Origin of the sequence: Phocaeicola salanitronis DSM 18170, assembly GCF_000190575.1 — a bacterium.
Taxonomy (GTDB): domain Bacteria; phylum Bacteroidota; class Bacteroidia; order Bacteroidales; family Bacteroidaceae; genus Phocaeicola; species Phocaeicola salanitronis.
The window spans coordinates 419,425-443,010 of the sequence record NC_015164.1; the positions used below are offsets into that span (position 1 = coordinate 419,425).

Annotated in this window: 32 protein-coding genes; 17 read left to right on the forward strand and 15 right to left on the reverse strand. The window is 47.2% G+C overall.

Annotated elements, in window-relative coordinates; genetic code table 11:
* Positions 1-345 precede the first annotated feature (345 nt).
* From BACSA_RS01870 to BACSA_RS01890, 4 genes are all read left to right on the forward strand, one after another.
* Complete coding sequence (locus BACSA_RS01870) at positions 346-660, forward strand: hypothetical protein (RefSeq protein WP_013616430.1); 315 nt, start codon at positions 346-348, stop codon at positions 658-660.
* 11 nt (positions 661-671) lie between these two features.
* Positions 672-1,193: a hypothetical protein gene (locus tag BACSA_RS01875; RefSeq protein ID WP_013616431.1), complete on the forward strand. Its 522-nt coding sequence runs from the start codon at positions 672-674 to the stop codon at positions 1,191-1,193.
* Positions 1,194-1,605: 412 nt separating this feature from the next.
* The gene (locus BACSA_RS01885) at positions 1,606-1,920 is read left to right on the forward strand and encodes a hypothetical protein (RefSeq protein ID WP_013616432.1); all 315 of its coding nucleotides are present in this window, start codon (positions 1,606-1,608) and stop codon (positions 1,918-1,920) included.
* A gap of 23 nt (positions 1,921-1,943) precedes the next feature.
* On the forward strand, positions 1,944-2,198 hold the full coding sequence (locus tag BACSA_RS01890) for an LPD11 domain-containing protein (RefSeq protein ID WP_013616433.1): 255 nt from the start codon (positions 1,944-1,946) through the stop codon (positions 2,196-2,198).
* Between the two features lie 72 nt (positions 2,199-2,270).
* Here the strand turns inward: BACSA_RS01890 and BACSA_RS01895 are convergent, their stop codons facing one another.
* The 13 genes from BACSA_RS01895 to BACSA_RS01955 form a co-directional block, all read right to left on the reverse strand.
* Positions 2,271-2,693 carry a DUF2867 domain-containing protein gene (locus tag BACSA_RS01895; protein WP_013616434.1) on the reverse strand — a complete coding sequence of 141 codons (423 nt, stop codon included), beginning with the start codon at positions 2,691-2,693 and terminating at the stop codon, positions 2,271-2,273.
* A 52-nt stretch (positions 2,694-2,745) separates the two neighbouring features.
* Positions 2,746-3,162 carry a hypothetical protein gene (locus BACSA_RS01900; RefSeq protein WP_013616435.1) on the reverse strand — a complete coding sequence of 139 codons (417 nt, stop codon included), beginning with the start codon at positions 3,160-3,162 and terminating at the stop codon, positions 2,746-2,748.
* Positions 3,159-4,670, reverse strand: a complete 1,512-nt coding sequence (locus BACSA_RS01905) for a Y-family DNA polymerase (protein ID WP_013616436.1) — start codon at positions 4,668-4,670, stop codon at positions 3,159-3,161. Before BACSA_RS01905 ends, BACSA_RS01900 begins: the two co-directional genes overlap by 4 nt.
* Positions 4,671-4,874: 204 nt before the next feature.
* Positions 4,875-5,237 (reverse strand): hypothetical protein, encoded by a 363-nt coding sequence (locus BACSA_RS01910; protein WP_013616438.1) that lies wholly within the window; start codon positions 5,235-5,237, stop codon positions 4,875-4,877.
* Positions 5,238-5,242: 5 nt separating this feature from the next.
* On the reverse strand, positions 5,243-5,899 hold the full coding sequence (locus tag BACSA_RS01915; RefSeq protein WP_013616439.1) for a ParA family protein: 657 nt from the start codon (positions 5,897-5,899) through the stop codon (positions 5,243-5,245).
* Between the two features lie 309 nt (positions 5,900-6,208).
* Positions 6,209-6,844 carry a CatB-related O-acetyltransferase gene (locus BACSA_RS01920; protein WP_013616440.1) on the reverse strand — a complete coding sequence of 212 codons (636 nt, stop codon included), beginning with the start codon at positions 6,842-6,844 and terminating at the stop codon, positions 6,209-6,211.
* 15 nt (positions 6,845-6,859) lie between these two features.
* Positions 6,860-8,149, reverse strand: coding sequence for an MATE family efflux transporter (locus BACSA_RS01925; RefSeq protein WP_013616441.1), 1,290 nt, complete (start codon positions 8,147-8,149; stop codon positions 6,860-6,862).
* Between the two features lie 337 nt (positions 8,150-8,486).
* Positions 8,487-8,993 (reverse strand): HXXEE domain-containing protein, encoded by a 507-nt coding sequence (locus tag BACSA_RS01930; protein ID WP_013616442.1) that lies wholly within the window; start codon positions 8,991-8,993, stop codon positions 8,487-8,489.
* A gap of 6 nt (positions 8,994-8,999) precedes the next feature.
* The gene (locus BACSA_RS01935) at positions 9,000-9,461 is read right to left on the reverse strand and encodes a hypothetical protein (protein ID WP_013616443.1); all 462 of its coding nucleotides are present in this window, start codon (positions 9,459-9,461) and stop codon (positions 9,000-9,002) included.
* Between the two features lie 27 nt (positions 9,462-9,488).
* Complete coding sequence (locus BACSA_RS01940) at positions 9,489-10,097, reverse strand: hypothetical protein (RefSeq protein ID WP_013616444.1); 609 nt, start codon at positions 10,095-10,097, stop codon at positions 9,489-9,491.
* A gap of 12 nt (positions 10,098-10,109) precedes the next feature.
* The gene (locus BACSA_RS01945; protein WP_013616445.1) at positions 10,110-10,502 is read right to left on the reverse strand and encodes a hypothetical protein; all 393 of its coding nucleotides are present in this window, start codon (positions 10,500-10,502) and stop codon (positions 10,110-10,112) included.
* Positions 10,503-10,511: 9 nt separating this feature from the next.
* A complete protein-coding gene (locus tag BACSA_RS01950; protein WP_013616446.1) occupies positions 10,512-11,054 on the reverse strand; it encodes a GNAT family N-acetyltransferase in 543 nt (180 codons plus the stop codon).
* Positions 11,055-11,070: 16 nt separating this feature from the next.
* Entirely contained in the window at positions 11,071-11,703 is a 633-nt protein-coding gene (locus BACSA_RS01955; RefSeq protein ID WP_013616447.1) for a recombinase family protein, read from the reverse strand.
* A gap of 276 nt (positions 11,704-11,979) precedes the next feature.
* On the opposite strand from BACSA_RS01955, the gene BACSA_RS01960 reads away from it, so the two are divergent.
* The 7 genes from BACSA_RS01960 (at position 11,980) to BACSA_RS01990 (ending at position 18,468) form a co-directional block, all read left to right on the forward strand.
* A complete protein-coding gene (locus BACSA_RS01960) occupies positions 11,980-12,990 on the forward strand; it encodes a hypothetical protein (protein ID WP_013616448.1) in 1,011 nt (336 codons plus the stop codon).
* A gap of 17 nt (positions 12,991-13,007) precedes the next feature.
* A complete protein-coding gene (locus BACSA_RS01965; RefSeq protein ID WP_041583836.1) occupies positions 13,008-13,460 on the forward strand; it encodes a hypothetical protein in 453 nt (150 codons plus the stop codon).
* Positions 13,457-13,852, forward strand: a complete 396-nt coding sequence (locus BACSA_RS01970; protein WP_013616450.1) for a hypothetical protein — start codon at positions 13,457-13,459, stop codon at positions 13,850-13,852. Before BACSA_RS01965 ends, BACSA_RS01970 begins: the two co-directional genes overlap by 4 nt.
* Positions 13,849-14,367 carry a hypothetical protein gene (locus tag BACSA_RS01975; protein WP_013616451.1) on the forward strand — a complete coding sequence of 173 codons (519 nt, stop codon included), beginning with the start codon at positions 13,849-13,851 and terminating at the stop codon, positions 14,365-14,367. The genes BACSA_RS01970 and BACSA_RS01975 overlap by 4 nt, the downstream gene beginning before the upstream one ends.
* Positions 14,368-14,431: 64 nt before the next feature.
* Positions 14,432-15,319 (forward strand): hypothetical protein, encoded by an 888-nt coding sequence (locus BACSA_RS01980; protein WP_013616452.1) that lies wholly within the window; start codon positions 14,432-14,434, stop codon positions 15,317-15,319.
* A 181-nt stretch (positions 15,320-15,500) separates the two neighbouring features.
* Positions 15,501-16,952 carry a MobV family relaxase gene (mobV, locus tag BACSA_RS01985; RefSeq protein ID WP_013616453.1) on the forward strand — a complete coding sequence of 484 codons (1,452 nt, stop codon included), beginning with the start codon at positions 15,501-15,503 and terminating at the stop codon, positions 16,950-16,952.
* A 52-nt stretch (positions 16,953-17,004) separates the two neighbouring features.
* Positions 17,005-18,468 (forward strand): OmpA family protein, encoded by a 1,464-nt coding sequence (locus tag BACSA_RS01990; protein ID WP_013616454.1) that lies wholly within the window; start codon positions 17,005-17,007, stop codon positions 18,466-18,468.
* Positions 18,469-18,575: 107 nt separating this feature from the next.
* On the opposite strand, the gene BACSA_RS01995 is transcribed toward BACSA_RS01990, so the two are convergent.
* Both BACSA_RS01995 and BACSA_RS19720 read right to left on the reverse strand, forming a co-directional pair.
* Positions 18,576-20,009 (reverse strand): AAA family ATPase, encoded by a 1,434-nt coding sequence (locus BACSA_RS01995; RefSeq protein ID WP_041584176.1) that lies wholly within the window; start codon positions 20,007-20,009, stop codon positions 18,576-18,578.
* Between the two features lie 273 nt (positions 20,010-20,282).
* The gene (locus tag BACSA_RS19720; protein WP_144005168.1) at positions 20,283-20,465 is read right to left on the reverse strand and encodes a hypothetical protein; all 183 of its coding nucleotides are present in this window, start codon (positions 20,463-20,465) and stop codon (positions 20,283-20,285) included.
* Positions 20,466-20,599: 134 nt separating this feature from the next.
* Here BACSA_RS19720 and BACSA_RS02000 point away from each other — a divergent pair, with 134 nt between their 5' ends.
* From BACSA_RS02000 to BACSA_RS02030, 6 genes are all read left to right on the forward strand, one after another.
* Complete coding sequence (locus tag BACSA_RS02000) at positions 20,600-21,181, forward strand: hypothetical protein (protein ID WP_013616456.1); 582 nt, start codon at positions 20,600-20,602, stop codon at positions 21,179-21,181.
* Positions 21,182-21,658: 477 nt separating this feature from the next.
* A complete protein-coding gene (locus BACSA_RS02010; protein ID WP_013616457.1) occupies positions 21,659-22,144 on the forward strand; it encodes a hypothetical protein in 486 nt (161 codons plus the stop codon).
* A gap of 17 nt (positions 22,145-22,161) precedes the next feature.
* Positions 22,162-22,344 carry a hypothetical protein gene (locus tag BACSA_RS02015; RefSeq protein ID WP_013616458.1) on the forward strand — a complete coding sequence of 61 codons (183 nt, stop codon included), beginning with the start codon at positions 22,162-22,164 and terminating at the stop codon, positions 22,342-22,344.
* A gap of 398 nt (positions 22,345-22,742) precedes the next feature.
* Positions 22,743-23,093, forward strand: a complete 351-nt coding sequence (locus tag BACSA_RS02020; protein WP_013616460.1) for a hypothetical protein — start codon at positions 22,743-22,745, stop codon at positions 23,091-23,093.
* A complete protein-coding gene (locus BACSA_RS02025; protein ID WP_013616461.1) occupies positions 23,090-23,284 on the forward strand; it encodes a hypothetical protein in 195 nt (64 codons plus the stop codon). Before BACSA_RS02020 ends, BACSA_RS02025 begins: the two co-directional genes overlap by 4 nt.
* A gap of 6 nt (positions 23,285-23,290) precedes the next feature.
* Positions 23,291-23,578 carry a hypothetical protein gene (locus BACSA_RS02030; RefSeq protein WP_013616462.1) on the forward strand — a complete coding sequence of 96 codons (288 nt, stop codon included), beginning with the start codon at positions 23,291-23,293 and terminating at the stop codon, positions 23,576-23,578.
* The last annotated feature ends 8 nt before the right edge of the window (positions 23,579-23,586 follow it).

Below are 23,586 nucleotides of genomic sequence, written 5' to 3' on the forward strand. Positions count from 1 at the left end.
AAAGCGGCCTTCGGGTCGCTTTTCTTATGCTCATTGTTATTCTCCTCGAGCCTGTTCCTTTTATACTGTATCTCCATGCCGGTCCCGCCGTCCATTGATTTTCCTGTGCAAAGTTAAGCCGGGCGGGAACCGTCAAGGCGCGGCTACATTTGTGGTTAACAACCATCAACTCGCAGGCTCGTCAATACTTCTTGAACACAAATGCAATCGTCATGGACTGTCCGCTTCCTCCTTGCCTTGTTCCCTCCTTTCCGGCTTGTATCCTGCACATAAAATCAAATCCCGTCGGAAGAGGCGAAACCTCTGAAGAGAGGGAAGAAAAACAAACAATTAAAATCATATCAAATGGAGAGAATTTACAGCTTCAAAGGATGGGTAAAAGCAATCATCGACAATGAAAACGCAGAAGTTCTGTGTCAGTTGGAAGAAAATGGGGTCGGCAATATAGGGAAAAAGACTCTGGTTGAAATGGCGAAAGCGCAATTTGAACACTGGAAAGAGTTTTGCCAACTACTTGACACAGAGAGTAGAATAGCGGTGCATGTTTGTGTATACGGCAATGACATTCTACCCAACGGCTTGCTTTGCCGGAAAGAGCACGAATGTGTCTATAGGGACTTCGTTAAAATTGAGCCGCACAGGAAGAATATTAACTTATAAAATTAAAAGACATGAAACAGATTATTTGGTCGAGCGAGGACAGGTTGGATGATAATGCAAGAGAAAGATACCAGGAATTTCAGCGTGAGGTGCAAGATGACAACACTTACATTGTCAGTGAAGAAGAATGGGCGGACGAGGTGTACGGCTATTTGGATGACGAACGGCATAACTTGAACAAGCACATTGACGGCGTTATCATGGTGTTTGCCGATTTAGGGCTGTGGTATGGCCGGAGGCAAGGCTACCAAATACTGGGCAGCAATATCGCCGACATATTGCACTCCCAATGTGATGAAGCCGAGTGGTACGGTGATGGTTACAACATTCGGGGGCGCATGATTCACCATGACGGAACAAACTATGTTTTGTACCGTATAGCCAAAGACAGGGACGAAGCGGAACGCATTGCCGCCAAAATCTACAGTGGGGAAATCGACGAGGAAGGCTTTCGCCGGAGAACCCGCTCCCTCTATCCGTATGTCGCCGATGTTTACGGCTGGAAGACCAGAAACCGTAAAAAGTCCGCGTGAGAATGACAAACATGGCAATGAATGCCGCAGCCGTCTATGGGATGTGTTGCGGCATATTCCTTTCATTCTGCATGAAAGACCCTTTTGCGGGCCGGGCAACCTGTTCTGACTCATCCGGACTAACCTTTTATATATACCTCTTTTCCCTTTTCTATTATTTTCTGTTCGCCTCTATAATCCGGACCGTAAGCCGTCTATTGTTTCTGCAAATTTCGATTGCCGCCTGTCAGTCCGCTCAAGGACCTCCTTGTTTGCTGGCGAAAAATCTTCCTCACCGTCTCCGCTGGCGAGCGTATTTTTCGCAGCATCCTTGTTCTTGGACTGGTCGCCAATCCTCGGGCAGAAAAATAAACAGCCTTCCGGTACAGGATTGTATCAGAGGGAAAAAAATCAAACTTAAAATTGAAGCATTATGACATTCAGAGAATTTATTAGCGAGAACGGCTACACGGTACAGACAACCTTTTGGGAAGATTTCACAATAGCCGACCGGTTTGGGCTTTCGGCTATCCGGGACACATACAACCGTGCTTTCAAGGAGTGGAATGAGAACTACAAGTTTCTGACCGAATTGGTATTGGTTCTCAATCACAAGATTTGGCAGCATCACAAGAGCCACCCCGAAGTCGCAGCACTTTACAATGACCTATGGAAGCAGGCAGACCTATACGCGGTCGAAAATCTGAAAGATGACGAGTTGAATTATTTTTTTGAAGTAACGGATTAAACAGATATTAAAATAGAAAAGATATGACAAAAGAAGAAGTTTTACAGCATGACAAGAAGTTCCGCTATATGCTCCTGTCCCGAATGCAGTCAGATTGCGAGTATTATCTGAACTATGGCAACAGGAATCCAAAACGCCTGTGGGCTGGCGATGAACAGCGACAAATCGAGTACATGATACTGTTGCATGACAGTTTCAAGGAGGATGAGAAACCGCAATGGCTGACAATGGATGAAATTATCGACTATCAAAAGAGAATGCTTGAGCCTGTCGCCTGATGCGAAAAGTAGCTGCAGCCGTCCTGATGGTGGCGGCTGCGGCATTTGCTGAGGTCTATCCCAACTCCTTTTTTATCGGCCACCGACATTCACTTCTGACATTTTTATTTTATTCAATGCCATGCGGCATAATAATTTATGAAAAGGTTTTATGAAAAAGAAGTATATCCGTCCCAAAGCATTGTGAAATTTAACGGATGTGCAGATACTGATTGCCTGCTCCGATTTTACCAGCTCGCCACACTCAATCTTGATTTCAAGAAATAGATGCCTGTCGTCTTTTTCAATTTGTATGTGATTGGTGGAGTTTTCCGTTATAAGGTCGTTAAAGCCGTTACTGGCTTTCAGCCCGAACCTTTTTACAATTTTATTCCGGATATTGAAAAGCAACCTTACAAGAGGAGGATAGTCGGAGAAAATCATGTCGTACACCTCCTGTGCCGTAATCTGCTTTTTCGTACATACACTTATCGAATATTTGTCTATGTAATCCATTTTACTGTTTTTTATTGCAACATTGCACGTTTATAATTTGACAATACATTTTCTATTCGGTCAAAAAACATTCCCCATCAATGTCTTTAATACGGATGACAGGAATACCCGTGCCATCCTCGAACTGTAGAACCCCTTTGTCCGGCTCTACACTCTTGACAATCCCGGTCGCCGTATGATAACTTCCACCCTCTTTCTTATCATCAGGCACAAAATAAGTAACACTAATAGTCGGCTTTTCATCCAATGATTGCAGATAAGCCAGCTTCCTGTTCAGCACTTCAGCATCACTTTCGGACAGTTCCTCTTCCGCCTCCGTCAGCCTTGCGGCCTCTGTGATGGCCGAATCATGTCCGGTCAATGCGGCAAAGGGAGCAAACTGGGCAGCACGGTTATACATGGACATCTGCGGATGTCTTTCGGAAACATGGTGCGGCAGGTTGATGATGTCGTCGTATGGGTGATTCATGCTTTGTGCCCTCCTATCTGTTCATTACGTTCCTTGGCAGTGGCGCCCTCTTCATAATTCAGTCCTTTCAGAATGGCGTTCTTACCGAACTGTTTCTTGATGTTCAGAATGGCCGTCTGTATTTGGCGCTCCTTGGCAAGCCTTTCCTTTTCTTCCCTCTGTTTCCTTTCCAGCGCTTCATAGTCTGTGAACAGGTCATACTGCACCGGAGACGGATTCTTGGCTGCCGTTTCTTCATCGACGACATGGTTCGTGGTCAGGTTGATGCGTCTCACCAGCAGCTTGGGATTGACAATCCGGCCGAAAAGTTCCATGACGGCTTCTGATATGAGCCGGGCGGATGATGTCGGGCTTTCAAGGTTGGCCGTGCCATGTGCGTGCTTCGGGACTTTCCGGCCATAGTAGTCGGTCGTTACTTCACCCTTATATGTTGTCCGTGCATCTTCATTGGACAGACTGGCTGTATCATAGCCGATGGTCAGCACGAGCTGGTCTGTAACCATCCTTTTGTCAAGCAGGTCGAGAGCGGCGCTTTCCGCCATTTCCCGGACTACCACACGGGCTTTCCGTACCGTGTATGGCTCCTGGAGCACCTGCCCGCTGCTGAACGAGTTCGTTGCCGGCTTATAGGCTTTTATAAATTCCATCGTGCAAGGCTCCCATCCCCAGGCATGGTCTATCAGCAGCTCTGCATTGACGCCAAACAGCTGATACAGCACCTCCTCGTTCCTGACGGACTGCCTTGCGATGTCTCCCATCGTGTAGATGCCGTATTGCTCCAGTTTGCTGGCTATGCCTTTTCCCACACGCCAGAAATCCGTCAGCGGTCGGTGCGTCCACAGCTTCCTGCGGTATGTCATCTCATCCAGTTCCGCTATGCGCACACCGTCCTTGTCCGCTGGGATATGCTTGGCCTCGATGTCCATTGCTACTTTGCAGAGGTACAGATTGGTGCCAATCCCTGCGGTTGCCGTGATGCCAGTCTGCCGCAGTACATCGCCGATCATTCTTCTTGCCAATTCGTGTGCCGTGACTCCGTAGGTGGACAGATAATCCGTTACGTCCATGAACACTTCGTCTATTGAATATACATGGATGTCCTCCGGGGCAATATAGTTGAGATATATCTTGTAGATGCGCGTGCTGTGCTCGATGTAATAAGCCATGCGGGGCGTAGCGGCGATATAGTCCACCTCCCAGTCCGGATGAGCTTTCAGATCAATGTCCGACACAGATTTTCCTGTCAGCCTGTATCCCCTTGAGTTTCTTCTGCGCCCGGCATTGACTTCCCTTAATTTCTGCTCAACCTCGAACAGCCGGGCCCGGCCGGGAATGCCGTATGCTTTTAGCGAAGGACTGACGGCAAGGCAGATGGTCTTTTCCGTCCGGCTCCTGTCGGCCACGACGAGATTGGTCGTGAGCGGGTCAAGCCCACGTTCCACACACTCGACCGAGGCGTAGAACGACTTCAGGTCAATAGCTATGTATGTCCTGCCTGTGTCCTGCATGTCTGTCTTGCCAACGGGTTATCGGTCTCTCCGGTAATCAGACTTCCTGAATCCGCCCCACAGCCCTTTAAGGATTTTGCCTACTACCCAGAACACGGCTATAATCACCAGAATTTCCATACTCTTCTCTTTTTATATAACCATATAATTATGCACTTATATAATTATGATTTTATATAATTATATATTATAACAATATCAATTCTATAACTCATTGAGGCTCTCCTCATTCTCCTCAATGTAAGTCATTATTATTGCGGCTGCAAGCGACCTCAAAGGAATATTACGGTGTGCATTGAGGCGGATTAGTTCAAGCCGTTTCTTTACCTCTTTGGGAAGCCAGATGGCAAATCCCTGCTCGCTTATGCCGGTATATTTTGCGAGGTTTTCCTCAAAGGCTTTCTTGCCTCTCTTGCGGCGTTTTGTCTCCCTTTCTGCGGCAGGGTCGCCGTTCGCATCCACGACGGGTTCTTTATCCTTGCCTGGTGTCGTTATGCCCCGCACGATGTCGTCCAGTCCCATGTTCGCAAGCGGGTTGTCTATTTCCGGTCTGCTGTTCTTTGCCATAGCCTTTATTTTTTAAGATCAAGTTCCTCGATGATTTTATTGAAAGCCGGTTCAAGCAGTTCCGTCTGGTTTTTCTCCAATGGGTACAGCGTGGAATATCTCTTTATGGCCACGCTCTGCCTCACCATCGGTGTAACGGTGCCGACCAGCCCGAGATACCCGATGGTCTGTTCCCGTTGCCGTATCTCTTCCGCCTTCCTCTCGGCCGCGTTGATTCGGTTGGGGATGAAAATCAGGCCGGCTGATGACACCGACTTCAGAGCCTTGACGAATATGCCTGTGGCGTCCACAGTGTCCGCGTCGAATGATATGGGTATTATTGCCGTATCCGCTGATTGGTAGATGTATGCCAGGTTGCGGTCGTTCAGGTTTCCCGGACAGTCTATCAGTACGATACCCGGCACTTCTTTCAGTTTGCCCATTACCTGCACGAGCCGCTTATGGTCGGACGTGTCAAGCATCTCCACGTTCCACGGGATCTGTGCGTCCGGTGCGGCGTCCTTTTCACGTTGGCGGTGACGGAACAGCGATGCCTGAAGGTCCGCATCTATCACAAATGAGGGGAAGCCATGCTCTATAAGATGATTTGCGAACAAGGCACAGAGGGTCGTCTTGCCAACGCCTCCTTTGATGTTGCTGAATATGACAATCTTGTTTTTCATGTCCATGCGAATTTATGCTATATAATTCACCTACAAAGATACAAAATTATCGGCTCACAGCAAAGGAAAGACAGTTAATAATTATATATTTATGATTTTATATATTTATATAATTATATAGTTGTATCTATTTCGTATCTATTTGTATATCAAATATGAAGAATGTCATATAGTGAAATTGTACAAGAATGAATATAAGGTGATTGAATTCATTATATATATAATTATATAACTATATAATTATATAATCACACAATAGAAGTCATTCCCGTCTGAAGGCTTTTCAACAAGGTTGTAGTAATTCAGCTCCTACTTACCACCTTGCATTTGAAGCAATCCGTTCACATCACCATTCCCGATATAAGCCAAGCATCTCCGTATCTTCTCGGCAGACCAATTCCACCATTGCAGCGTTTCAAGTTCCTGTATCACTTCTTCATCGAAACGCTTCCTTATCGGTCGGGCAGGAACACCGCCGACTATCGTATAGGGCGGCACGTCTTTCGTAACAACGGCACGGGCGGCTATGATTGCCCCATTGCCGATGTGAACACCAGCCATAATCACCGCTTCATAGCCTATCCACACATCGTTGCCTATCACGATGTCACCTTTGTTGTCCCAAGCCGTTGCCACGTCCGATTTCTCCAAATCCCAGTCTTCATAAAAGAGCGGGAAGGTGTAAGTGGATAGGGATTTTAAGGTATGGTTGGCACAGTTGAACAGGAATTTCGCGCCGCAGGCAATGGAACAGAACTTGCCGATTATCAGCCGCTCGTGGTTGATAGGGTAATGGTAAAGCACATTATTTTGCTCGAAAAGCAACGGGTCGGACACAAAATCATTATAGATGGTATAGTCTCCCACCTCGATAGACGGGGCTTTCACGACGGCATTCAGGTACACGGTCTGCGTGTCGCCTGTGCGTGGATATATCTTTTTCATTATGACGTTCTGTTCTTAATAGTGTTTATATTTCAGATAAATGACAGAAAGCAAGCCGAGTAATATCACATACAGATATTCTGCTGTCCAATAAACGGACAATGACGTGCTGAAACTGCTTATGCTCCACAAATAAATTTGATAAGCCACGATAGTTATCAGTTGGAAGATAAACGTCATGCGTGTCGCCCCCGTACCTGTTACGCTGTTCATATAGACATAGCCGGGCAAGGCAAAGATGTAGTTCAGCAACATGACTACAAACGGCAAATGGGCAATCTGCATCAGAGCTGTGCTTTCCGTATAAATACCGATAATCGGACGATAGAAAATCACGGCAAGGATGACCAGCGGAAAGCCGATGGCATATCCCAAACGGACAACACAGTTACATAGCGGGATGACCTGTCTCTTTTGTCCGGCTCCCAACAAATTGCTTACCAGCGAACCGGTAGTAGCCGCCAGCGAATTGACGATGACAAAGAACACCGTCGAGACACTGCGTATGACATTGGTAGCTGCCAGTTCCATTTCTCCCAAATGCTCGACAGCTACGAAGAAAGCAAGCCACGAGGCCACTCCGATAAACGAATGGAACATGCTCCATACGGACACACGACAAACATGATGTAACAAACCTTTATCAAAGTTCCAATACAAACCATAAAGCCGTCTGTCCATTTTCCGTAAGACATGAATTGTCAGCACAGCCAATGAACACGCTTCGGCAAAAGACGATGCGACGGCTGCACCCGCTATCCCCATGTCCCAATGGAATATGAGCAGCCAGTTGCCCGGAATGTTCACCAATACGGCTGTCAGGGCCGCCACGTTCAAGGCTTTTGTACGGGTAATGCCGACCAGAAACGAGCGTAAGGCAAGGAATGGAAAGGAGAACAGCAGTCCCCATATTCGTCCGTCCAAATAATCAATCACGGCATGATAGACTTCCGCAGAAGTTATCAGCCTACTTAGAATCATCGGGGAAAACAGCTTGGAGAACAAACACAAAAGGACAGCAAGTCCCGACAGGAAAAACAATCCTTGAAAGAACGTCTTCCCTGTTTCGGAATAGTGTTGTTCGCCGTTGCGCCGTGCGACAACAACCTGCAAGCCCAGACTGAAACCGAAGCCGAGCATATAGACAGCCAGATACCAGATCCCGGCAAGGGCGGATGCGCCCAACTCTATTTCTCCCACATGCCCCAAGAAAATGGCATCGGTAATATTGATAAGTTGTTCGATAAGGATGCTCATCATTACAGGAAAGTTGATGAGCCAAATATGCTTATATGTATAGTTCATTGTTCAACTTGATAGGATGCGACAAGTCCTGCTGCACGTGGCGGCATGACACATCGCAGGATTATGAATTTGGAATAATGGCAAAACAAGAAAGGACAAACCTGTTATAAGCCTGTCCGTTGCTGAATAGCTTGGTTAAAATGCTATCCGTTGAGCGCAGCTATATGCACACTTGCCATTTCATATGGGTTGAACAATTCTATTTTTTTCTGTTACCTTTGCAAAGATAGCATTTGTTCTTGATTATACCTCCAAGTTTCCAGTTTCTTTTTGTAGGATTTCCAACATTTCCCTCAAATTGACTTCGCTTTTTGGGGGATATGCACATTCCGGGTATTCACATCTTGTTTTTAATCCACTTATAAATTCTGGGTGTTACGATTTGCATCAGGCAAAGATTGGCTATACAAATAACCAGGCTTAAAACACCTAACAAAGCGTTTTCTACATTGGAATATTGCTCTTGACCAGCACTTATTGCCATGACGCAATAAGGCAAACATAACACGGTGCTGACAATGGCAGGAATATATTTGCGAATGATAAAGAATTGTATAATGTGGGCAACAAAATGCAAGCTGAAAGCCAGTAAACAAATATACCAGAACAACATGTTTCCTGTAATGATTGTAGCCATAGTACAAGCACTTATAATAACAAACTCCTCACACACGGCAATGCCGAATGCAGGACTTTGTAGAAAAGACAATTTTGACCGCAATGCAGGAAACCTCCGGGATAATTCTTTTTCATTTTTTTCAATCCATGCAGGCAGCATAACCATTTCCTCAAACTCATGGAGCATAAACATGATAGGAAGCAAATATATCAATATTAAAGTCATTCTATTCTATATTTTCGTTTCAAATTCAGCAAAATCAGTGTTGCTTGCTTCAATCCGCATCTTACAATGTTGGCTTCCGCGTAAAATGGATTCACAAATGGTTACTCGGAATGTTCTGTCATTCCACAACGACTGCAAAACATAAAGAATGCTTTGCCTGGAGCATTCACAAAGCAAAGGTGTCGAAACATAACCTTGTTTATGAAGCCTACAGGTGCATTCCATGAAGTATAAATCATAGACAGAACCTTTCTCTATCGTTTCGCATTTTACTCCCGGCAATTCATTGGCTTTGGCGAAAAACTGGTCAAAGTCTCCAGCCGCCTGTTCATACAAGTCTTTATAAATCTGAAGCGTGCCGCATTGCACACAGTTCTTGCCGCACTCACGGAAGAAAGTTTCCCTTTGCGCTTCTGGCAGTTTCGTGATACCTTTCTCAAAACCTTTGAACCAATCAGCCAAATCCATAAATTGCTATTTTAAGTAGTCAAACTGTTATCTTTCTTTTGATATATAAGCAGGGTAATCGTCTTTAGACAAACTTTTCGCTAACGTGTCCGGATTTACATCCCAAAGCGTAGGAAGATATTCAAACACGGCTTTCCCCTTATCAAGGTGGAAACGGACTTTGGCATCGAAAGCAACAGGCTTATAGTTGTCATCTCCTATAGGGTTGTCTCTATACAACAACTGGTTTTCTTGCCATTTCAGTTCTTTACCGTCAAAGTTCACATCGAATATTCCGCAGACCACAGCTTCCATCGTCTGATTTTGGACTGTTGTTGAGATACAACGCATATAGCCGGTCATCTGATTAGTGCTTTTCCTCATAGCCAGCTCATAGCGGAACACACTCGTCCCGGTATAATCTTTGGCAATAGTCATTCTTGAGCCTTTCCCATTCATATTATAAATCAGTTCATGCGTGACTGTAGTCATATTGAAGCCAAAGCCGTTTTCGGTTTTTGCCAAATCGGAAAACACTATCTTGTCGCTATACACGCCTTCTAACTTTCCGTTGTCAAGTTGATAGACTACATCATCCGTAAATAAATTCTTGCCAATGATATTTTCCTTCAGGAATTGAATTATTTCGTCTTTCATATCTATTTCTTTTTAAGCGAATCTGCATTTCTTCGTCACGATTGGTGATAACAAAGTAGTCGCCAGAACCAGCAACCACAAATTGCCGGACAACGGATTGTAAGCGGCTAAAAGTTCCGAAACAGTACTGCCTCCCGCCAGTCCTGCGGCAAATTCAAAAACAATCGTCAACAATGCCCAGCCTATCCCAATCAACCAACTATCTTTGGAGGTAAAGGCTTTTATTATTCGCGGAAGCAGTAGCCAAGTAATCAGAAAAATACATACGCTTAGTGTAATTCCGCTAACGGGCAATGCCCATTCCTCTCCGATGGTCTTCGCCAATACATATTCCCGCAGCCCGCCATTGAGAATGGCCACGGGAATAAAACAGAGCCAGACGGGAAGAGATTTTAGGACGTTCATATTCTTTTATTATTTTTCCCATTCCTCCTTCGTCATCCGCATGAAATGCTCCGTGCGGACATCGCCAAGCGGGGAGGTCTTGCCTTCTTCCGTATGATGGAAACGGAAACCGCATTTCTCCATCACCCGGCAGGATTTCGTATTGCCGTCATAATACCCGCACCAGACGGCGGTCATTCCCAAATCCTCAAAACACCTTCGCAGCAGGCGGCGCACGGCCTCTGGTATAAGACCCTGTCCCCAGAACGGCCTGCCTATCCAGTAGCCTATTTCAGCCTCGCCTGCCTGCATTTGAGCACTGTGCAGACCTTCTCCGTCCATGATTCCTGCGCTCCCGACAGGCTCGCCTGTCTCTTTCAGGACCACAGCATAGGTCTCCGGAGCGGAAAACACAGTCCGGATCACATTCAGGCTGTCTTCCACAGAAGTATGAGGAGGCCAGCCCGCAATAGGGCCGATTTCGGGATCCCGGGCGTATTTATATAAGGATTCTGCATCCGACTCTTGCCAGGGACGCAATATAAGTCGCTCTGTAACTATCTCTTTATCCATTGTTAAGACTTTAATTTCACTCTGTTTCTTCTGTTCCCTTTTTCCGTCTCGGTCCTTTGGTCCGTCCTCTGTTCAAATCGACATTGTATTTGTTCAGAATACGGAATATCGAACTCCTGCTGCTGAATCCGCTTACATTGGCAATGTCGTCCATAGAATAACCGGCATTGTACATATCCACGATGGTTCTTTCCCGTTCACTCCGGGATAAAGTCTTCATCGTCTTGGCCGGAGATTTGATGTTCTTTTGGAACAGCATGATATGGCTGGAAGACTTCCGCAATGCGGCTATTTCTTCCGGAAGAGCTCCAATCATTTCAAGAACCTCCGCCGCTGTAGTTTCCTTGAACAGTTCATTTCGGCTGTCAATTCGGTCATGAATGGAAATCAGACGCACGACCTTGATTCTGCACATCTCTATGCAGACGGCAAGTTCCCGCACTCCGCGAACCGCGTTACTGAACTTCGATACCACAAGCTCGTCACCCCGGTCAAGGGCATTCATGAGCTGTTTCCATTGCGGACGCATCAGCTCATGGTCAGTCTCTTCCTCAATCACCTGTACACAGCCGAATTTCAACATCCATTCCTTATCGGCCTCGTATGAATCATAGTGATTAGCCTTGAATATGTATCCAACTTTTGCCATTGTCTTATGCTGAAAATAATAACCGATGCAAAGATAATGTTTTTTGTTTGTCTGAAATCATACTCCGGCATATTTATTCTAAAAATCGTATTCTGAACTTACTTTTTCTTTCACTTGTTTTCATTGGAAATCATACTGTTGAATATGAATAAAAATAATCATCAAAATGTGGTTTTAAATCGCGTTTTATGGCAAATATTGTATAGTTTTGTGTCGTTTTTAGTCTGAAATTTCAAGATGATAGATACAAAATCATATTCAAAATCAAGGTCTCTTTTGGCCGGGTTGGTTGCCGCATCGGTAGCCATGTTCCTGTCCGTATCTTGTAGTAACGGAAATGGCAGTGCCGAATCGTCAATGAAAGAAGATCCTGCCGGAATATACGGAAAGTTCCTGAGTGAAATTAGAAACATGGACAGCCTCCCGACGGAAGAGCTGGCAATCCATATCAACCGGTGGCAGTCCCTCAAGGATTCCGTCTTTTTCTATGCGGCACAGGACACTTCCGGCAATCCCCATTCCGACCTGTACGGTAAATGCAACGAGGTTCACGATTCTCTCCGCACGGAGTTCACCCGTCTGGCAGGGTCAGCACCGCGTTCCTATCAGAACGTGTTTGTGCTCAAGGAAAGGACTTCTCCCTATTGCGACGACAAAGAACTGGCAGACGCGGCAGACAGTATAAGGCCTTTTTTTGTTTCTCTTGACAGTATTCCGCCCCTTGCCATTGATGGCAACGGCATTCGTTCAGCATACCGTCGGTTACTTGCCCGAACGTTGCAGGGTGGAATACATAATCTTACCGACTTGAAAACTTTCATCCGAGACGAGGATGTAATGTTCCGCATATTTCTTACACACCTTGATGGTCTGACTGGAGAGGATGTGTCGGATTTGACAAAAGACACGGAACGATGCTGCTCGCTGGTTTTTCTCGCTGCGGAGAAAAAGGAGATATCCTACCGGGATGCAATGATATACATGGCCATGCGTACCAACCGCCGGATTATACAGAATGCGGTTGCCTGCCTCAATGACATCCGCGAGGACAAAGTGAAATCCAGGGCGCAGGCATTCGGATATGCGTGCATGATACTGCAGCCCTACATCTCGATGGACGGCATTTGTATGGCCTTGCTTTCCGGATACGAAAAAGAGAAGTTGCGCCACATTGCGGAACAGACGCCTGCGGCTTTTACCCGGCTGGGAGATGTCCTGCAGTCGGACAATAACGGACTGGCGGAACTGCCCGGCACGCTGATGGGGATATACATCCGGACATTATGAACGAAACACAAACAGACATGAATATGCTACGACATTTTCTGAACGATTTCCTTTCTTTCGTCCCGTTGCAGTTGCCGCAGCTTCTCGACGTGACGACAATGGAGGAACCGCAGTTCTACGGAGACTATGTACTGCTTACATTTCCTCTGCGCGACACCTACGAGTTGGAAGAGGTAATGGACATGTTCGAGGACGACATGGAACTGATTACGCTGTACCACCATATCCCGATGCCGACGGAGCAGTACGGGCACAGCACCTGTGCGTACTCCAATCCCGCATTCGGGCAGATGTTCAAGATGAACACCAAGACCGATGCCGATGGCAGGGTCAGCTGCGTTTTCGCCACTATTTACGATTCGCTCGATCTGATGTACGGCGACCTTTGCCTTGATCTTAAACTGCATTCGAAAAGTGGCACATTGAAATACAGGAGGAACAAGGAAGACTTATTGATGGATTTTATATGAGAAATACATTGTACCGACAGATGGTGTACTGGATCAATGCACACAGGACATGGATTGAGGTGGCCGATGCCAGCCTTTACAGGGAGCACGTCATCGCAAGGAGCGACAGGACAGACTACCTCGTTTCCCGCACGCTGGTCCTACGGGCATTCAAGCCGAACGGAGGCTGTGCCGAAGGCACCGTGTGGAACATTCCCGAACACGATTTGGACAGGGCGTTGGCCACATTGCGCAAGCAGGACAGGCAGTTCCGTCAGCGAATCAAGAAAGCCGCCATGTATCTCACGGCTCCAGATGCAGAAGCCATCATACTGTTGGCCACACACGGCATTGTACGTTTGGAGCTGCTTGAACAGCCCATACATTTGACATCAAAGCCATCCTACCTATGACCAGCCTTCTATTACAATTTGTATTCATAGCACTGCTTGTCATTCTGCCGATGGCGTTGTACAGGAGCCGCCGTTCCTTCATGGCAGTATTCTACCGTGCCATGACAGACAATGCCCAGGCCCGCAAATTCTACACGCAGGTGCTTGTGGTCCTGTTGCTCCTTTTCCATTATGTCTATACGACCGGACATCCCGGACAGTTCGGCACGGTATTGTCTGCCATCGTATGTGCCGCCATGTTCTCCGCCAGGAGGACGGACAGATGGCTCCGCAAGCTGCTCGACCGTCCGAAGGCATTTGTCGCCTGCGGCGTCTTCGCACTGGCTGTATGTATCGTGCCGCAGTTGTTCACCCTGTCCGTTACCGTCTCATATATCCTTCTGGCAGCCCTGTTCTATCCCTCCGGCAGAGTTCTGGCCGAATGGGAGGACCGGGACAGGAGACTTTACCTGTCGGAACATCCGGATGAGATGTCCGACATCTACCATTGCAATCATCACGCGAGGCTGCCATGATAATGCGGACAGAAGCGGCCTTATCTTATCCGCACAATAGTCAATCACAAAAAACAGAATGAAGATGAAGAATAAAGAAGCAATGACCGCAACCATATCGACATGTATCGGTCTGTTCGACTTCCTCAAGGAAAAGGTCGGCGAACGCAAGACAAGGACAGAAGCCTATTGCGACCTGTTGGACAAGTCGCTGGCAGGCTTTGTTTCCCCTTTTTTAAGAAATCAGGATTTCGAGCTCAGGCCGAGGCAGTGCCATGTGACCGTTTCAGACCTCGCAACCGAATGGCGGTGGCACAGGGCTACTGTCCGTTCCTTTCTTGATACGCTGGAATCATTCGGACAGCTGGAAAGGACGAAACTGCCGAAAAGCATGGTCATCACCATGCACCTGCATGATGGCAGCCATGCCGTACCCGATATTGTGCAGGGAACCGCAGGCATTGTCCGTCAACTGAACGGAATCCTGTCCGAATGGATAAACGGCAGCACCACTTCCGATGACGCCGGTATTGCGTGTGGTCAGATTGTACACCAGTCCATCACCGATGTCGGACTCAAGTATGAACTGCCGGAAGACGACTGCAGTGTCACCTTGCAGAAGTTGCCGGAGAGGATGAACACGCGGGTGCTGAAAATTCACACCGCTGCTGTGGAGTGCATCGTTCTTGCTGCCCTGCGGAAAGTGTTGCGCCGGTCGAAGCCGGAAGAAAGCATGAAACTCATGCAATACTTCTGTTTTGATCTGGGAGCAAGCTGGCCGTCATTCATTGACCTGTCAAAGACTCTTGCAGAGCAAATTCTGAACTCAGGGAAAGAAAAGGACATCGACCACGACGACGACCGTCAGCTGCTCCTTGACGACCTTCACGACCCGTTCCTGTCGGCTGCGGCGAAAGCCCTGGAGAAATCCGCAGGTGCGGACTGCCGAACCCCATTGTATAACCACGGATAATCCGACCGATAACCGGCGTAGCCGTCCTGCCGTTTATAGCAGGCATCCGGGCTTGCCCGTCTGCCACCAAACAAAGGGATGGGGAGCCTAATACCCCAATGACAGGAGCCATTGGGAGAGATGTCCAGGCAGGCAGCAAGCTGGGACATGAAAGATTATCCAATGCAACAGAAGAAGCAGTATGGCAAATGCAAAACAGGTTCTCGACGTTCAGGTCTCCAAAGGCATCACCACCGCCCAAAGCAACGAACATCTGCGTAACCGCAGTGAGAAGGCGGCGGAATATGCCATGAAGAAAGGTAACTACGACCCGACAAGGGAACATCTGAACTTTGAGATAGTAAACGGCAAGGTGCGTCCTGTGGACAAAAGCCGGAGCATTCCGGATAGGATGGCCGACAGTCTCCGTCAGCGGGGTATTAAGGACCCGAACGAAGGACTGGTGGAACCCAAGTACAGGACGGTGGTCAACATTATCCTCGGCGGCTCCCGCGAACTGATGCGGCAGCTTGCCTTTGGAAAGCAGGATGTGGATTTCGAGCAAGGAGCGGACAACAGCCGGATCGTCAGAAAGCCGGAAATTGAGCAGTGGGCAAAGGATGCCTATAGATTCATCAGTGAAAAGTATGGCGAGCAGAACATCGCGGCGTTCGTTGTGCACCTCGATGAACAGAATCCCCATGTACATTGTACGCTACTGCCAATAAAGGACGGCAAGTTTGCATACAAGGAGATATTTGCCGGAAAGGACAAATACGAGTACAGCGCGAGAATGAAGCAGCTGCACAGCGACTTTGCCGAGGTGAACAGGAAGTGGGGACTTGCCAGAGGCAGCAGCGTCTCAGAGTCCGGCGCTCGTCACAGAACAACTGAGGAATACCGTCGTATGCTGTCGGAGGAATGTACGACCATTGAGGAACAGATAGCCCGGCACAAAGAAGTCCTTTCGGATCTCCAATCGGACATCCGGCTGGCAGAGCGCAGGGTTAAGGGTCTGACCTCTATGGTGGAAAATCTTTTGAAGAAGCAAGCGGAGAAAGAGGCAAGGCTCGCCGTTCTTGAAGACGAACTGAAAGAGCACAAGGGCGATGCCGATGCCATATCCGCCGAGACGGACAAGCTGAAAAAGGAGCTTGCCTATATCCAGCTTAAACTGGCAGACAAACAGGATAAGCTGAAGCTGGCTGACCGACAGCTGTCCGACCTCAAAGAGAACATGGATGCCATTCAGGAGAGGACAGAACATCTCAAGGAAGAAGCCTACAAATACTCCCGTGATGTCCATTCCAAAGTGGACAGTCTGCTCAAGGACGCGATGCTGGAAAATATGGTGAATGAGTTCCGTGACCTTTCGACACGGATGACCGGCCCGGAACGGCAGATGTTTGACGGCACTCTTGTACAGTCTATAGCGGAACAAGGGAAAGAGGTCATGCACTGCGCCACCTTGCTATTCCTGGGCATGGTCGATGATGCCACCACCTTTGCCGAAACACATGGCGGAGGCGGAAGCAAGAGCGACCTCAAATGGGGACGGGACGAAGACGAGGACAACCGTGCATGGGCTCTCCGCTGCATGAGGATGGCAAGTCGCATGATGAAGCCTGCAATCGGCAGGAAGCCCAAGCGTTGACCGGCATCCCTGACCCATAAATCAAAAGAATCAACCAATAAAGTATCAGATTATGACGAAACATATCATTTTGTTCTTTGCGGCACTTTGTTCGCTGCACAACCATGCGAATGCTGCACCGTCGGACAGCGATACTGTCCGATATGAAAGTTTCAGTAACGGCATTGAAATGCTACGCCCGATGCAGCCCTCTTATCTTGACGGAGTGGTAGTCCCGACACGCAAAAGCGGCAACTGGTTTGTCAGCCTGTCCGGAGGGGCATCGGCGTTTCTCGGCACGCCGCTCGGCTGTGAAGACCTTTTCGGGAGACTCAAGCCTTCGTACACTATGGGTGTGGGCAAATGGTTCACACCGTCGGTCGGCGTCCGTGTCAATTACAGCGGGCTGCATTTCAAGGACAGTCAACTGTCCACACAGGAATATCATCATGTCCATGCGGATCTGATGTGGAATCTGCTCGGAAGCAGGTATGCGAAACAGGATAATGTCCGATGGAGTCTTTCTCCGTATGCGGGTCTTGGGCTATTGCACAATGCAGACAACGGACATAATCCGCTTGCCATATCATACGGCATACAAGGTCAGTACCGTTTGTCCAAGAGGGTAAGTGTCCTGATGGAACTTTCCGGGACGACCACCTTCCAGGACTTCGACGGATACGGTAAAGCGAACCACCTCGGAGACCACATGCTTTCATTGACGGCAGGCTTTTCATTTAACATTGGCAAGGTCGGCTGGAAACGTGCTGTTGACACCCATCCGTATGAACGGCATAACGAGTGGCTGACCGGCTATGCGAACACCCTGACAGAACGGAACAGGCAATATGCGGGAAAGCTGGACAAGGAAAGAAGGACTTTGGACGAGCTGAAGAAGATTCTCGAAATAGAAGGGCTGCTTGACACTTACGGACATCTGTTTGAAGACATGGAAGCCGATGACAGGAGGTTTCCCGTAAACAATTACAGCGGACTGAACTCCCTCCGAGCCCGGTTGAAGAACCGTCATTGGGACGGCAACTCGCCCCTTGTAACAGAAACGGGTACAGACAGTATTCAGGGCATGAATACGGACAGCATCTGCAAAGTGGGAACGGACAGCCTGCCCGGAAAATGGAATGCGGCAATCAACCGCCCGGACACTGTTTCCGCAGCCGGTTATTTCGCCCTCATGCAGCATGGAGGCGAATGTATAGGCTCTCCGGTCTATTTCTTCTTTGATCTTAACACCGCCCACCTTACGGACTCTCTGCAAAAGGTCAATCTTGACGCGCTCGCTCATGTAGCCAAGAAGTATGGACTGTCCGTAAAAGTCACGGGAGCGGCAGATAGCGCAACCGGCACAGCTTCTATCAACAATGCGTTGAGCACAGCCAGAGCCGATTACATTGCCGGTGAACTCATCAAGCGTGGCTTATCGGCAGAAAGCATTACCAGAACATATGAGGGCGGCATATCGTATTATGTGCCGAACGAAGCCAACAGACACACGAAAGTAGAACTTTATTTCAGATAAGTAGTCTTTTTGTTCATAAATGGAAACTGCTTTTTCATTTTTTGTGCGAGCCTGTCCGTGACGGATTGGCTCTCACTTTTTTATTAGAATCTACTTCTGACTATCGCTTATGCCTGAAAAAGATCATCCATAGTTACCTCACTATGGACAATACTTTTATGCTTTCCACCTACTACACCGTATGTCGTCACAAAAGTGATAACAAGCGATTTCTTGTTTTTTGTCGCCATTCGGAACAGTCCCATACGTTCCCTCAGTTTTTTTTCATAGCTGTCGGTGATGCCATATTGGTCCGTGCTGAATTTCATTTCGCACAAATGGATAATCCTGTCTGCGCGTTCGATTATCATATCAATCTGAAAGCCGGGAATCCCTTTTTCAGGATCGGCCGTGCTCCGCCATGTGGATATGGCGGTTCCCACTCCGGCAATCCCAAGTGCTCCTTTAATCTGTTTATGATGATTCAGGCATACCAATTCAAAGCTCAGCCCCATCCATGCAGATACACTGCGTGAACTCATGTTGTTGCTCCACCACCTGTCGTCTTTGGTGTTGTTGTTTTCAATGAACTTATAATAGAAGAGCGTGTAGAAATCCGTAAGCCGGAATATGTTGTTTCGGACTTTTTGCCCATATTGTGACAACCGGGTGATAAAATCGCAACGCTCCAGATTCTTCAATATTTTGCTGAGAAACGCACCTTCCAAGCCGGTGGCTTTGGCTATGTCCTCCCTTAACATCCCAGACTTGTTTTCTGACAATAGTTTGACTACAGATATATAAGTGTCCGCATTGGCAAAAAGGGCGTTGTATAGTTCATCGAACTCATTTCTCAGCAATGCTCCTTCGGTGAAAAACAGCCAGTCTATATTCTGAACAAGGCTATCTGACATGTTCAGAAGGCTCAAGTAGTATGGTACGCCTCCTAATATCATGTAGCATTGTAATATCTGGTATCTGTCCCATTGACAGTTCCTTTGTCTCAGGTATTCTTCCGTTTCGTGCAGATTGAACGGTGGCAGGTGCAGGTTGCAGGTGACTCTTGCATGGAGACCGCCTTGATTTCCTACTATTTTGTCTGCCATCCATGATGTCGCCGAACCGGTGGCGATAAGCATGATGTCTGTGCGCCTGTTGCACCATCCGTTCCAAAAATTCTCCAATGCACTGACGAAGTTCGAGCGTTGTGTATCCATCCACGGCATTTCATCAATGAAAATAACCTTCTTTCTGTCAGAGGGCAATGTTTCAAGATAATCTTCAAGCGCATTGAAGGCATCATACCATGTCTCCGCTTTCGGTTGGCGTTTCTTGGACTGGCGGTGAAGTGCCCGCATGAAGTTCTTTATCTGAATCGTTGCTGAAGTCTTATGCTCACCCACGAACGTAAAATCGTATTTGTAGTTGAAGAATTTGTCTATAAGATATGTCTTACCTATACGACGGCGGCCGCTTATAATGACAAATTCCGAACGGTCTGAATCCAGACAACGTTGTAAATCCTCACATTCTTTCTTTCGTGAAATCAGTTTGTCCTGCATGATACTCTGTATTTGGGGCAAAAGTACTTAATCTGAATGTAATAGCCAAACTTTTTACGAATAAGTTTATACTTTATCTGCTAAAATAATCGAGATAAGGTATAAACTCATCAATATGTGGTGTTTGGGAGATAATACTTTATCCGCGATGTATCATCACTTAAGGTATGAACTCATCTCCCTATCCAAAAGGGTATTTGTATGGTATCCTTTTGTATCCAGTAATCACGCTTACTTTTATACTCCGCAAGTTCTGTCCGCTTTTAATCTGCCTCATAGCCACTCTCTCCGCTTTCTGGCATTCCCTGCCGGAGTGATTTTCCCATGCAAAAGTACAGCGTCCGTCCAGCCGTCAAGTACCGCTACGCTAACCGGTTCACGGATTGAGCGGCAGCCTTCCCAAATCGAAGATGAACCGCCGGTTCCCCGCAGGGTTGGGTATTCCGTTAAATCCATGACAGTTTCCTTGCCTTACCTGTTCTTTACACGCTGTCTGTCCTGCATGTAAAATCTTTCCCGACAAGGAAGCCGAAGAAGGCTTTCGAGAAGAGGGAGGAAAAAGAAAGTTTAACGAATAAAAATTTAGAGTTATGCCAAACTGGTGCAGTAGTGCATACGCAATAGAGGGCGATGCAAATGAAATCAAGAGCCTCTATGAATTAATGAAAGGATTGGAAAACATGGAAAAGCCTTCAGTGGAAAATGGCTTCGGGACTACATGGCTTGGATGCCTTGTGGATGCCCTGGGCAAGGATTGGAACGATGTAAGCTGTCGTGGTGAGTGGAGCTGCCTTGAAATGGACGGCGAAGTGATAAGGTTATACACCGAAACGGCGTGGTCTCCCTGCAATGAGGTGTTTGACCTTGTGAGGGAAAAATATCCGTCACTTTACTATTATTTTCAGGCGGAAGAGCCGGGCATGGGAATTTATGAAACGAACGACAGTTCGGGTGTCTATTTCCCCGACAGGTATTTTTTTGATGCCTGTACGCCCGAAGAAGAGTACATCAGCGAATACTTCGAGAATCAGGAAGATGCGTTCAAGTGGATTGAGAAAGAGACTGGGAAACCAATAAGGTCGGCAAAGGATGTCGAAGCTCTTGATGCAGAATGGAGTGAGAAGTGCGAAGATGCTTTCTGCTACCTGCATGAGTTTGAGGTGATAAGTTGACTCGGGTAAAGGGGCATATCTCCCGGGCTGCAAGTCAGTTCGGGGGATTTTTCATGTCATCACAATCCTTTTTCCAGTTCCTGCTCCCAGTTTTAGCCGGATGCCTTGAAAGGCACTGCAACCTTTTGTATGTCCCTTCCGTCCTGCCTTTTTATTTCGCAACTTCTGTCCACTTTTATCATGGGTCATAGTCTGTTCCTCCACTTCCGGCATTCCCCGCCGGAGTGATTTTCTCATGCAAAAGTACAGCGTTGGTACGGATGTCAAGCACCGCTATACTGACATGTTCAGAATTTGGCGGCAGCCTTCCGCAAATCCCAGATTTGGGTATTCCGCTAAATTCCTCCATGTCCTGCTTGTCTTTCCGTCCCTTTTCCCGCTGTGACGCTTGCATGTAAAATCTTTCCCGACAAGGAAGCCGAAAAAGGCTTTCGAGAAAAGGGAAGAAAAAAGTTTAACATACTAAAATTCAAGATTATGCACAGCAAAATTTTTCAAATTACAACGACAAAGGTAAGCAAGGACTGCTATCTGAACGAAGACACGCTCATGCAGGGCGATGACAGTTATTTTGACTATTGCGACAAAATTGACGAGGAGGAGCGCAAGTACCACATTGACGTATTGGTAAACCATATCCTGCCCAAAGGGATGTTCGAGCTTGTCGCTGAAGATACAATCCGCTACATCGGTGGGGCGGAAAAGTGGAAAGAAGAATTTGTCGCAGGTTTGCGTAACAAGGTGGAAGTCGTTACTCCTGACACAGTACAGGATTGGATTGGCCCGGTCTATCAGCTTGAAAAATACTTGAAGAACCCGCTTGAAACAGCTTATTGGTTTTATACGGATACGGAGGGTGCGCAATCCTATGCCGAACAGTCTTACGAGTTTATGCGCGAGGTTTGTGGGTATGAACCCGGCACACTGCTCTACATCGGAGGCGTCATTGATTATCATTTCTGACTCTAAATTAAAAGATTATGAACGAACAGGAAAGAATTGATTTGAAACGGAAATTACGGGAGGGACTTGCAGAATTGAGACTGACTTTTGACGAACTGCATAAGACCCTCGAATGGGCGGAATTGACGGAATGCTATCCTGAAGCATCCGCCGTATATAAGCGGATTGAATATCTGGAGGACATTGTAAATAAGATATGATATGAATGACAAGACAGCCATCATCGGCAGAGGCGGTATCCCGGCCGGTGGTGGCTGCCTCACAACGGGACTGGCCGAGCCTGTTATAACATGCCCATAGGTCATGGGCTCCCTCCTTTTTATAATGGATAAAGCTCATTTCCATGTACCGCCAACACCCCACAGGCTGTTTTTATGCGGCAAAGGTACAGCGAACGGATAGCCGGTCAAGGACCGCCTTGCCTATCAGGATAAAATTTGACGGAAACTTTCCGCAATCACAGATAGCGGCTTTTCATAAAATTTCACCGCAGATTCCTTGCCTGCTATCCTTGTCTTCGCCGTGAAAACCGCACATAAAAACAATCCCTTCGGAGGGTCGGAAGGCCCGGAACAAAGGGAAAATAAAAAATAGGACAATGACAACAGTAGAACTAATCAAAAGCATCGCCTTCGATTTCGGCTGGACAGTAAGTACAGACGAGGAAGAAGACACTGTAGTATTCGATTTCCGCTATTACACAAAGCATGGACTGGATTACGGATTTTGCGCCGAACTGACAGGAAACAAATTTGGCGGGTTTCTTGGGGATGTGGAGCGGTATTGCGAGGACTTTGACCCCGACTATGAAGCCTATCGGTGGATTGGCCATGACGGGCACGGCAAGTGTGGTGCACCTTACCATATCAAGGACATTGTGGATGAGATGGAAGAGGCGAAAAGACTTTTCACAGATTTTTATAACTCATTAAAAACAGCATTGACATGAGAACAAAGACACTTTACAGACGGGATGGTGAAAGAATAGGCATCAGCCGTTTCCCTAATTTCCACAAGTCCGGGAGCATTGCCGGAATGAAAAGGCTGTACTACGGAAAGAATGCGCTGCTGATTCGGTGCGGCAGGTGGATTTACAATGTATCAAGCGAACCCGAAATTTATTATAACTTGGCTCATTAGATTATTATGGAAAGAAATTGCAAGAAAGACTTTCAAGGTTGGAAAGGTATAATGGCTCTGAAGTTACTTTGCTGCAATATTGCGGCAGGCCGTTTCGACTGGCGGAAATACTGTACGCCGCAGCCTTATTATGGCCACGAGATTTGTGTTATACCCTTGCACAGCTCTTACGGTCAGATAGGCTATACCGTGTATTTCCCTTACTCCAATATGCCTGAAGTGGAATATGATTGGGAAATGGGCAGACTGACTGTTGATGAAGAGAATTGGCAGGAGTATTTTCAACAAAGCTGACAAAGACA

Bases quoted from the DNA above. Each gene is read 5' to 3' on its own strand.
- BACSA_RS01980 (WP_013616452.1), top strand. From the start codon at position 14,432: ATGAAGAATAAAGAAGCAATGACCGCAACCATATCGACATGTATCGGT.
- BACSA_RS01890 (WP_013616433.1), top strand. From the start codon at position 1,944: ATGACAAAAGAAGAAGTTTTACAGCATGACAAGAAGTTCCGCTATATG.
- BACSA_RS02020 (WP_013616460.1), top strand. From the start codon at position 22,743: ATGACAACAGTAGAACTAATCAAAAGCATCGCCTTCGATTTCGGCTGG.
- BACSA_RS01950 (WP_013616446.1), bottom strand. From the start codon at position 11,054: ATGGATAAAGAGATAGTTACAGAGCGACTTATATTGCGTCCCTGGCAA.
- BACSA_RS01875 (WP_013616431.1), top strand. From the start codon at position 672: ATGAAACAGATTATTTGGTCGAGCGAGGACAGGTTGGATGATAATGCA.
- BACSA_RS01965 (WP_041583836.1), top strand. From the start codon at position 13,008: ATGAATATGCTACGACATTTTCTGAACGATTTCCTTTCTTTCGTCCCG.
- BACSA_RS02030 (WP_013616462.1), top strand. From the start codon at position 23,291: ATGGAAAGAAATTGCAAGAAAGACTTTCAAGGTTGGAAAGGTATAATG.
- BACSA_RS02015 (WP_013616458.1), top strand. From the start codon at position 22,162: ATGAACGAACAGGAAAGAATTGATTTGAAACGGAAATTACGGGAGGGA.
- BACSA_RS01920 (WP_013616440.1), bottom strand. From the start codon at position 6,844: ATGAAAAAGATATATCCACGCACAGGCGACACGCAGACCGTGTACCTG.
- BACSA_RS01925 (WP_013616441.1), bottom strand. From the start codon at position 8,149: ATGAACTATACATATAAGCATATTTGGCTCATCAACTTTCCTGTAATG.
- BACSA_RS01975 (WP_013616451.1), top strand. From the start codon at position 13,849: ATGACCAGCCTTCTATTACAATTTGTATTCATAGCACTGCTTGTCATT.
- BACSA_RS01905 (WP_013616436.1), bottom strand. From the start codon at position 4,670: ATGCAGGACACAGGCAGGACATACATAGCTATTGACCTGAAGTCGTTC.
- BACSA_RS01895 (WP_013616434.1), bottom strand. From the start codon at position 2,693: ATGGATTACATAGACAAATATTCGATAAGTGTATGTACGAAAAAGCAG.
- BACSA_RS01900 (WP_013616435.1), bottom strand. From the start codon at position 3,162: ATGAATCACCCATACGACGACATCATCAACCTGCCGCACCATGTTTCC.
- BACSA_RS01910 (WP_013616438.1), bottom strand. From the start codon at position 5,237: ATGGCAAAGAACAGCAGACCGGAAATAGACAACCCGCTTGCGAACATG.
- BACSA_RS01955 (WP_013616447.1), bottom strand. From the start codon at position 11,703: ATGGCAAAAGTTGGATACATATTCAAGGCTAATCACTATGATTCATAC.
- BACSA_RS01995 (WP_041584176.1), bottom strand. From the start codon at position 20,009: ATGCAGGACAAACTGATTTCACGAAAGAAAGAATGTGAGGATTTACAA.
- BACSA_RS02025 (WP_013616461.1), top strand. From the start codon at position 23,090: ATGAGAACAAAGACACTTTACAGACGGGATGGTGAAAGAATAGGCATC.
- BACSA_RS01885 (WP_013616432.1), top strand. From the start codon at position 1,606: ATGACATTCAGAGAATTTATTAGCGAGAACGGCTACACGGTACAGACA.
- BACSA_RS02010 (WP_013616457.1), top strand. From the start codon at position 21,659: ATGCACAGCAAAATTTTTCAAATTACAACGACAAAGGTAAGCAAGGAC.
- BACSA_RS01930 (WP_013616442.1), bottom strand. From the start codon at position 8,993: ATGACTTTAATATTGATATATTTGCTTCCTATCATGTTTATGCTCCAT.
- BACSA_RS01935 (WP_013616443.1), bottom strand. From the start codon at position 9,461: ATGGATTTGGCTGATTGGTTCAAAGGTTTTGAGAAAGGTATCACGAAA.
- BACSA_RS01870 (WP_013616430.1), top strand. From the start codon at position 346: ATGGAGAGAATTTACAGCTTCAAAGGATGGGTAAAAGCAATCATCGAC.
- BACSA_RS01945 (WP_013616445.1), bottom strand. From the start codon at position 10,502: ATGAACGTCCTAAAATCTCTTCCCGTCTGGCTCTGTTTTATTCCCGTG.
- BACSA_RS01970 (WP_013616450.1), top strand. From the start codon at position 13,457: ATGAGAAATACATTGTACCGACAGATGGTGTACTGGATCAATGCACAC.
- BACSA_RS01990 (WP_013616454.1), top strand. From the start codon at position 17,005: ATGACGAAACATATCATTTTGTTCTTTGCGGCACTTTGTTCGCTGCAC.
- BACSA_RS01940 (WP_013616444.1), bottom strand. From the start codon at position 10,097: ATGAAAGACGAAATAATTCAATTCCTGAAGGAAAATATCATTGGCAAG.
- BACSA_RS19720 (WP_144005168.1), bottom strand. From the start codon at position 20,465: ATGGATTTAACGGAATACCCAACCCTGCGGGGAACCGGCGGTTCATCT.
- BACSA_RS02000 (WP_013616456.1), top strand. From the start codon at position 20,600: ATGCCAAACTGGTGCAGTAGTGCATACGCAATAGAGGGCGATGCAAAT.
- mobV (WP_013616453.1), top strand. From the start codon at position 15,501: ATGGCAAATGCAAAACAGGTTCTCGACGTTCAGGTCTCCAAAGGCATC.
- BACSA_RS01915 (WP_013616439.1), bottom strand. From the start codon at position 5,899: ATGAAAAACAAGATTGTCATATTCAGCAACATCAAAGGAGGCGTTGGC.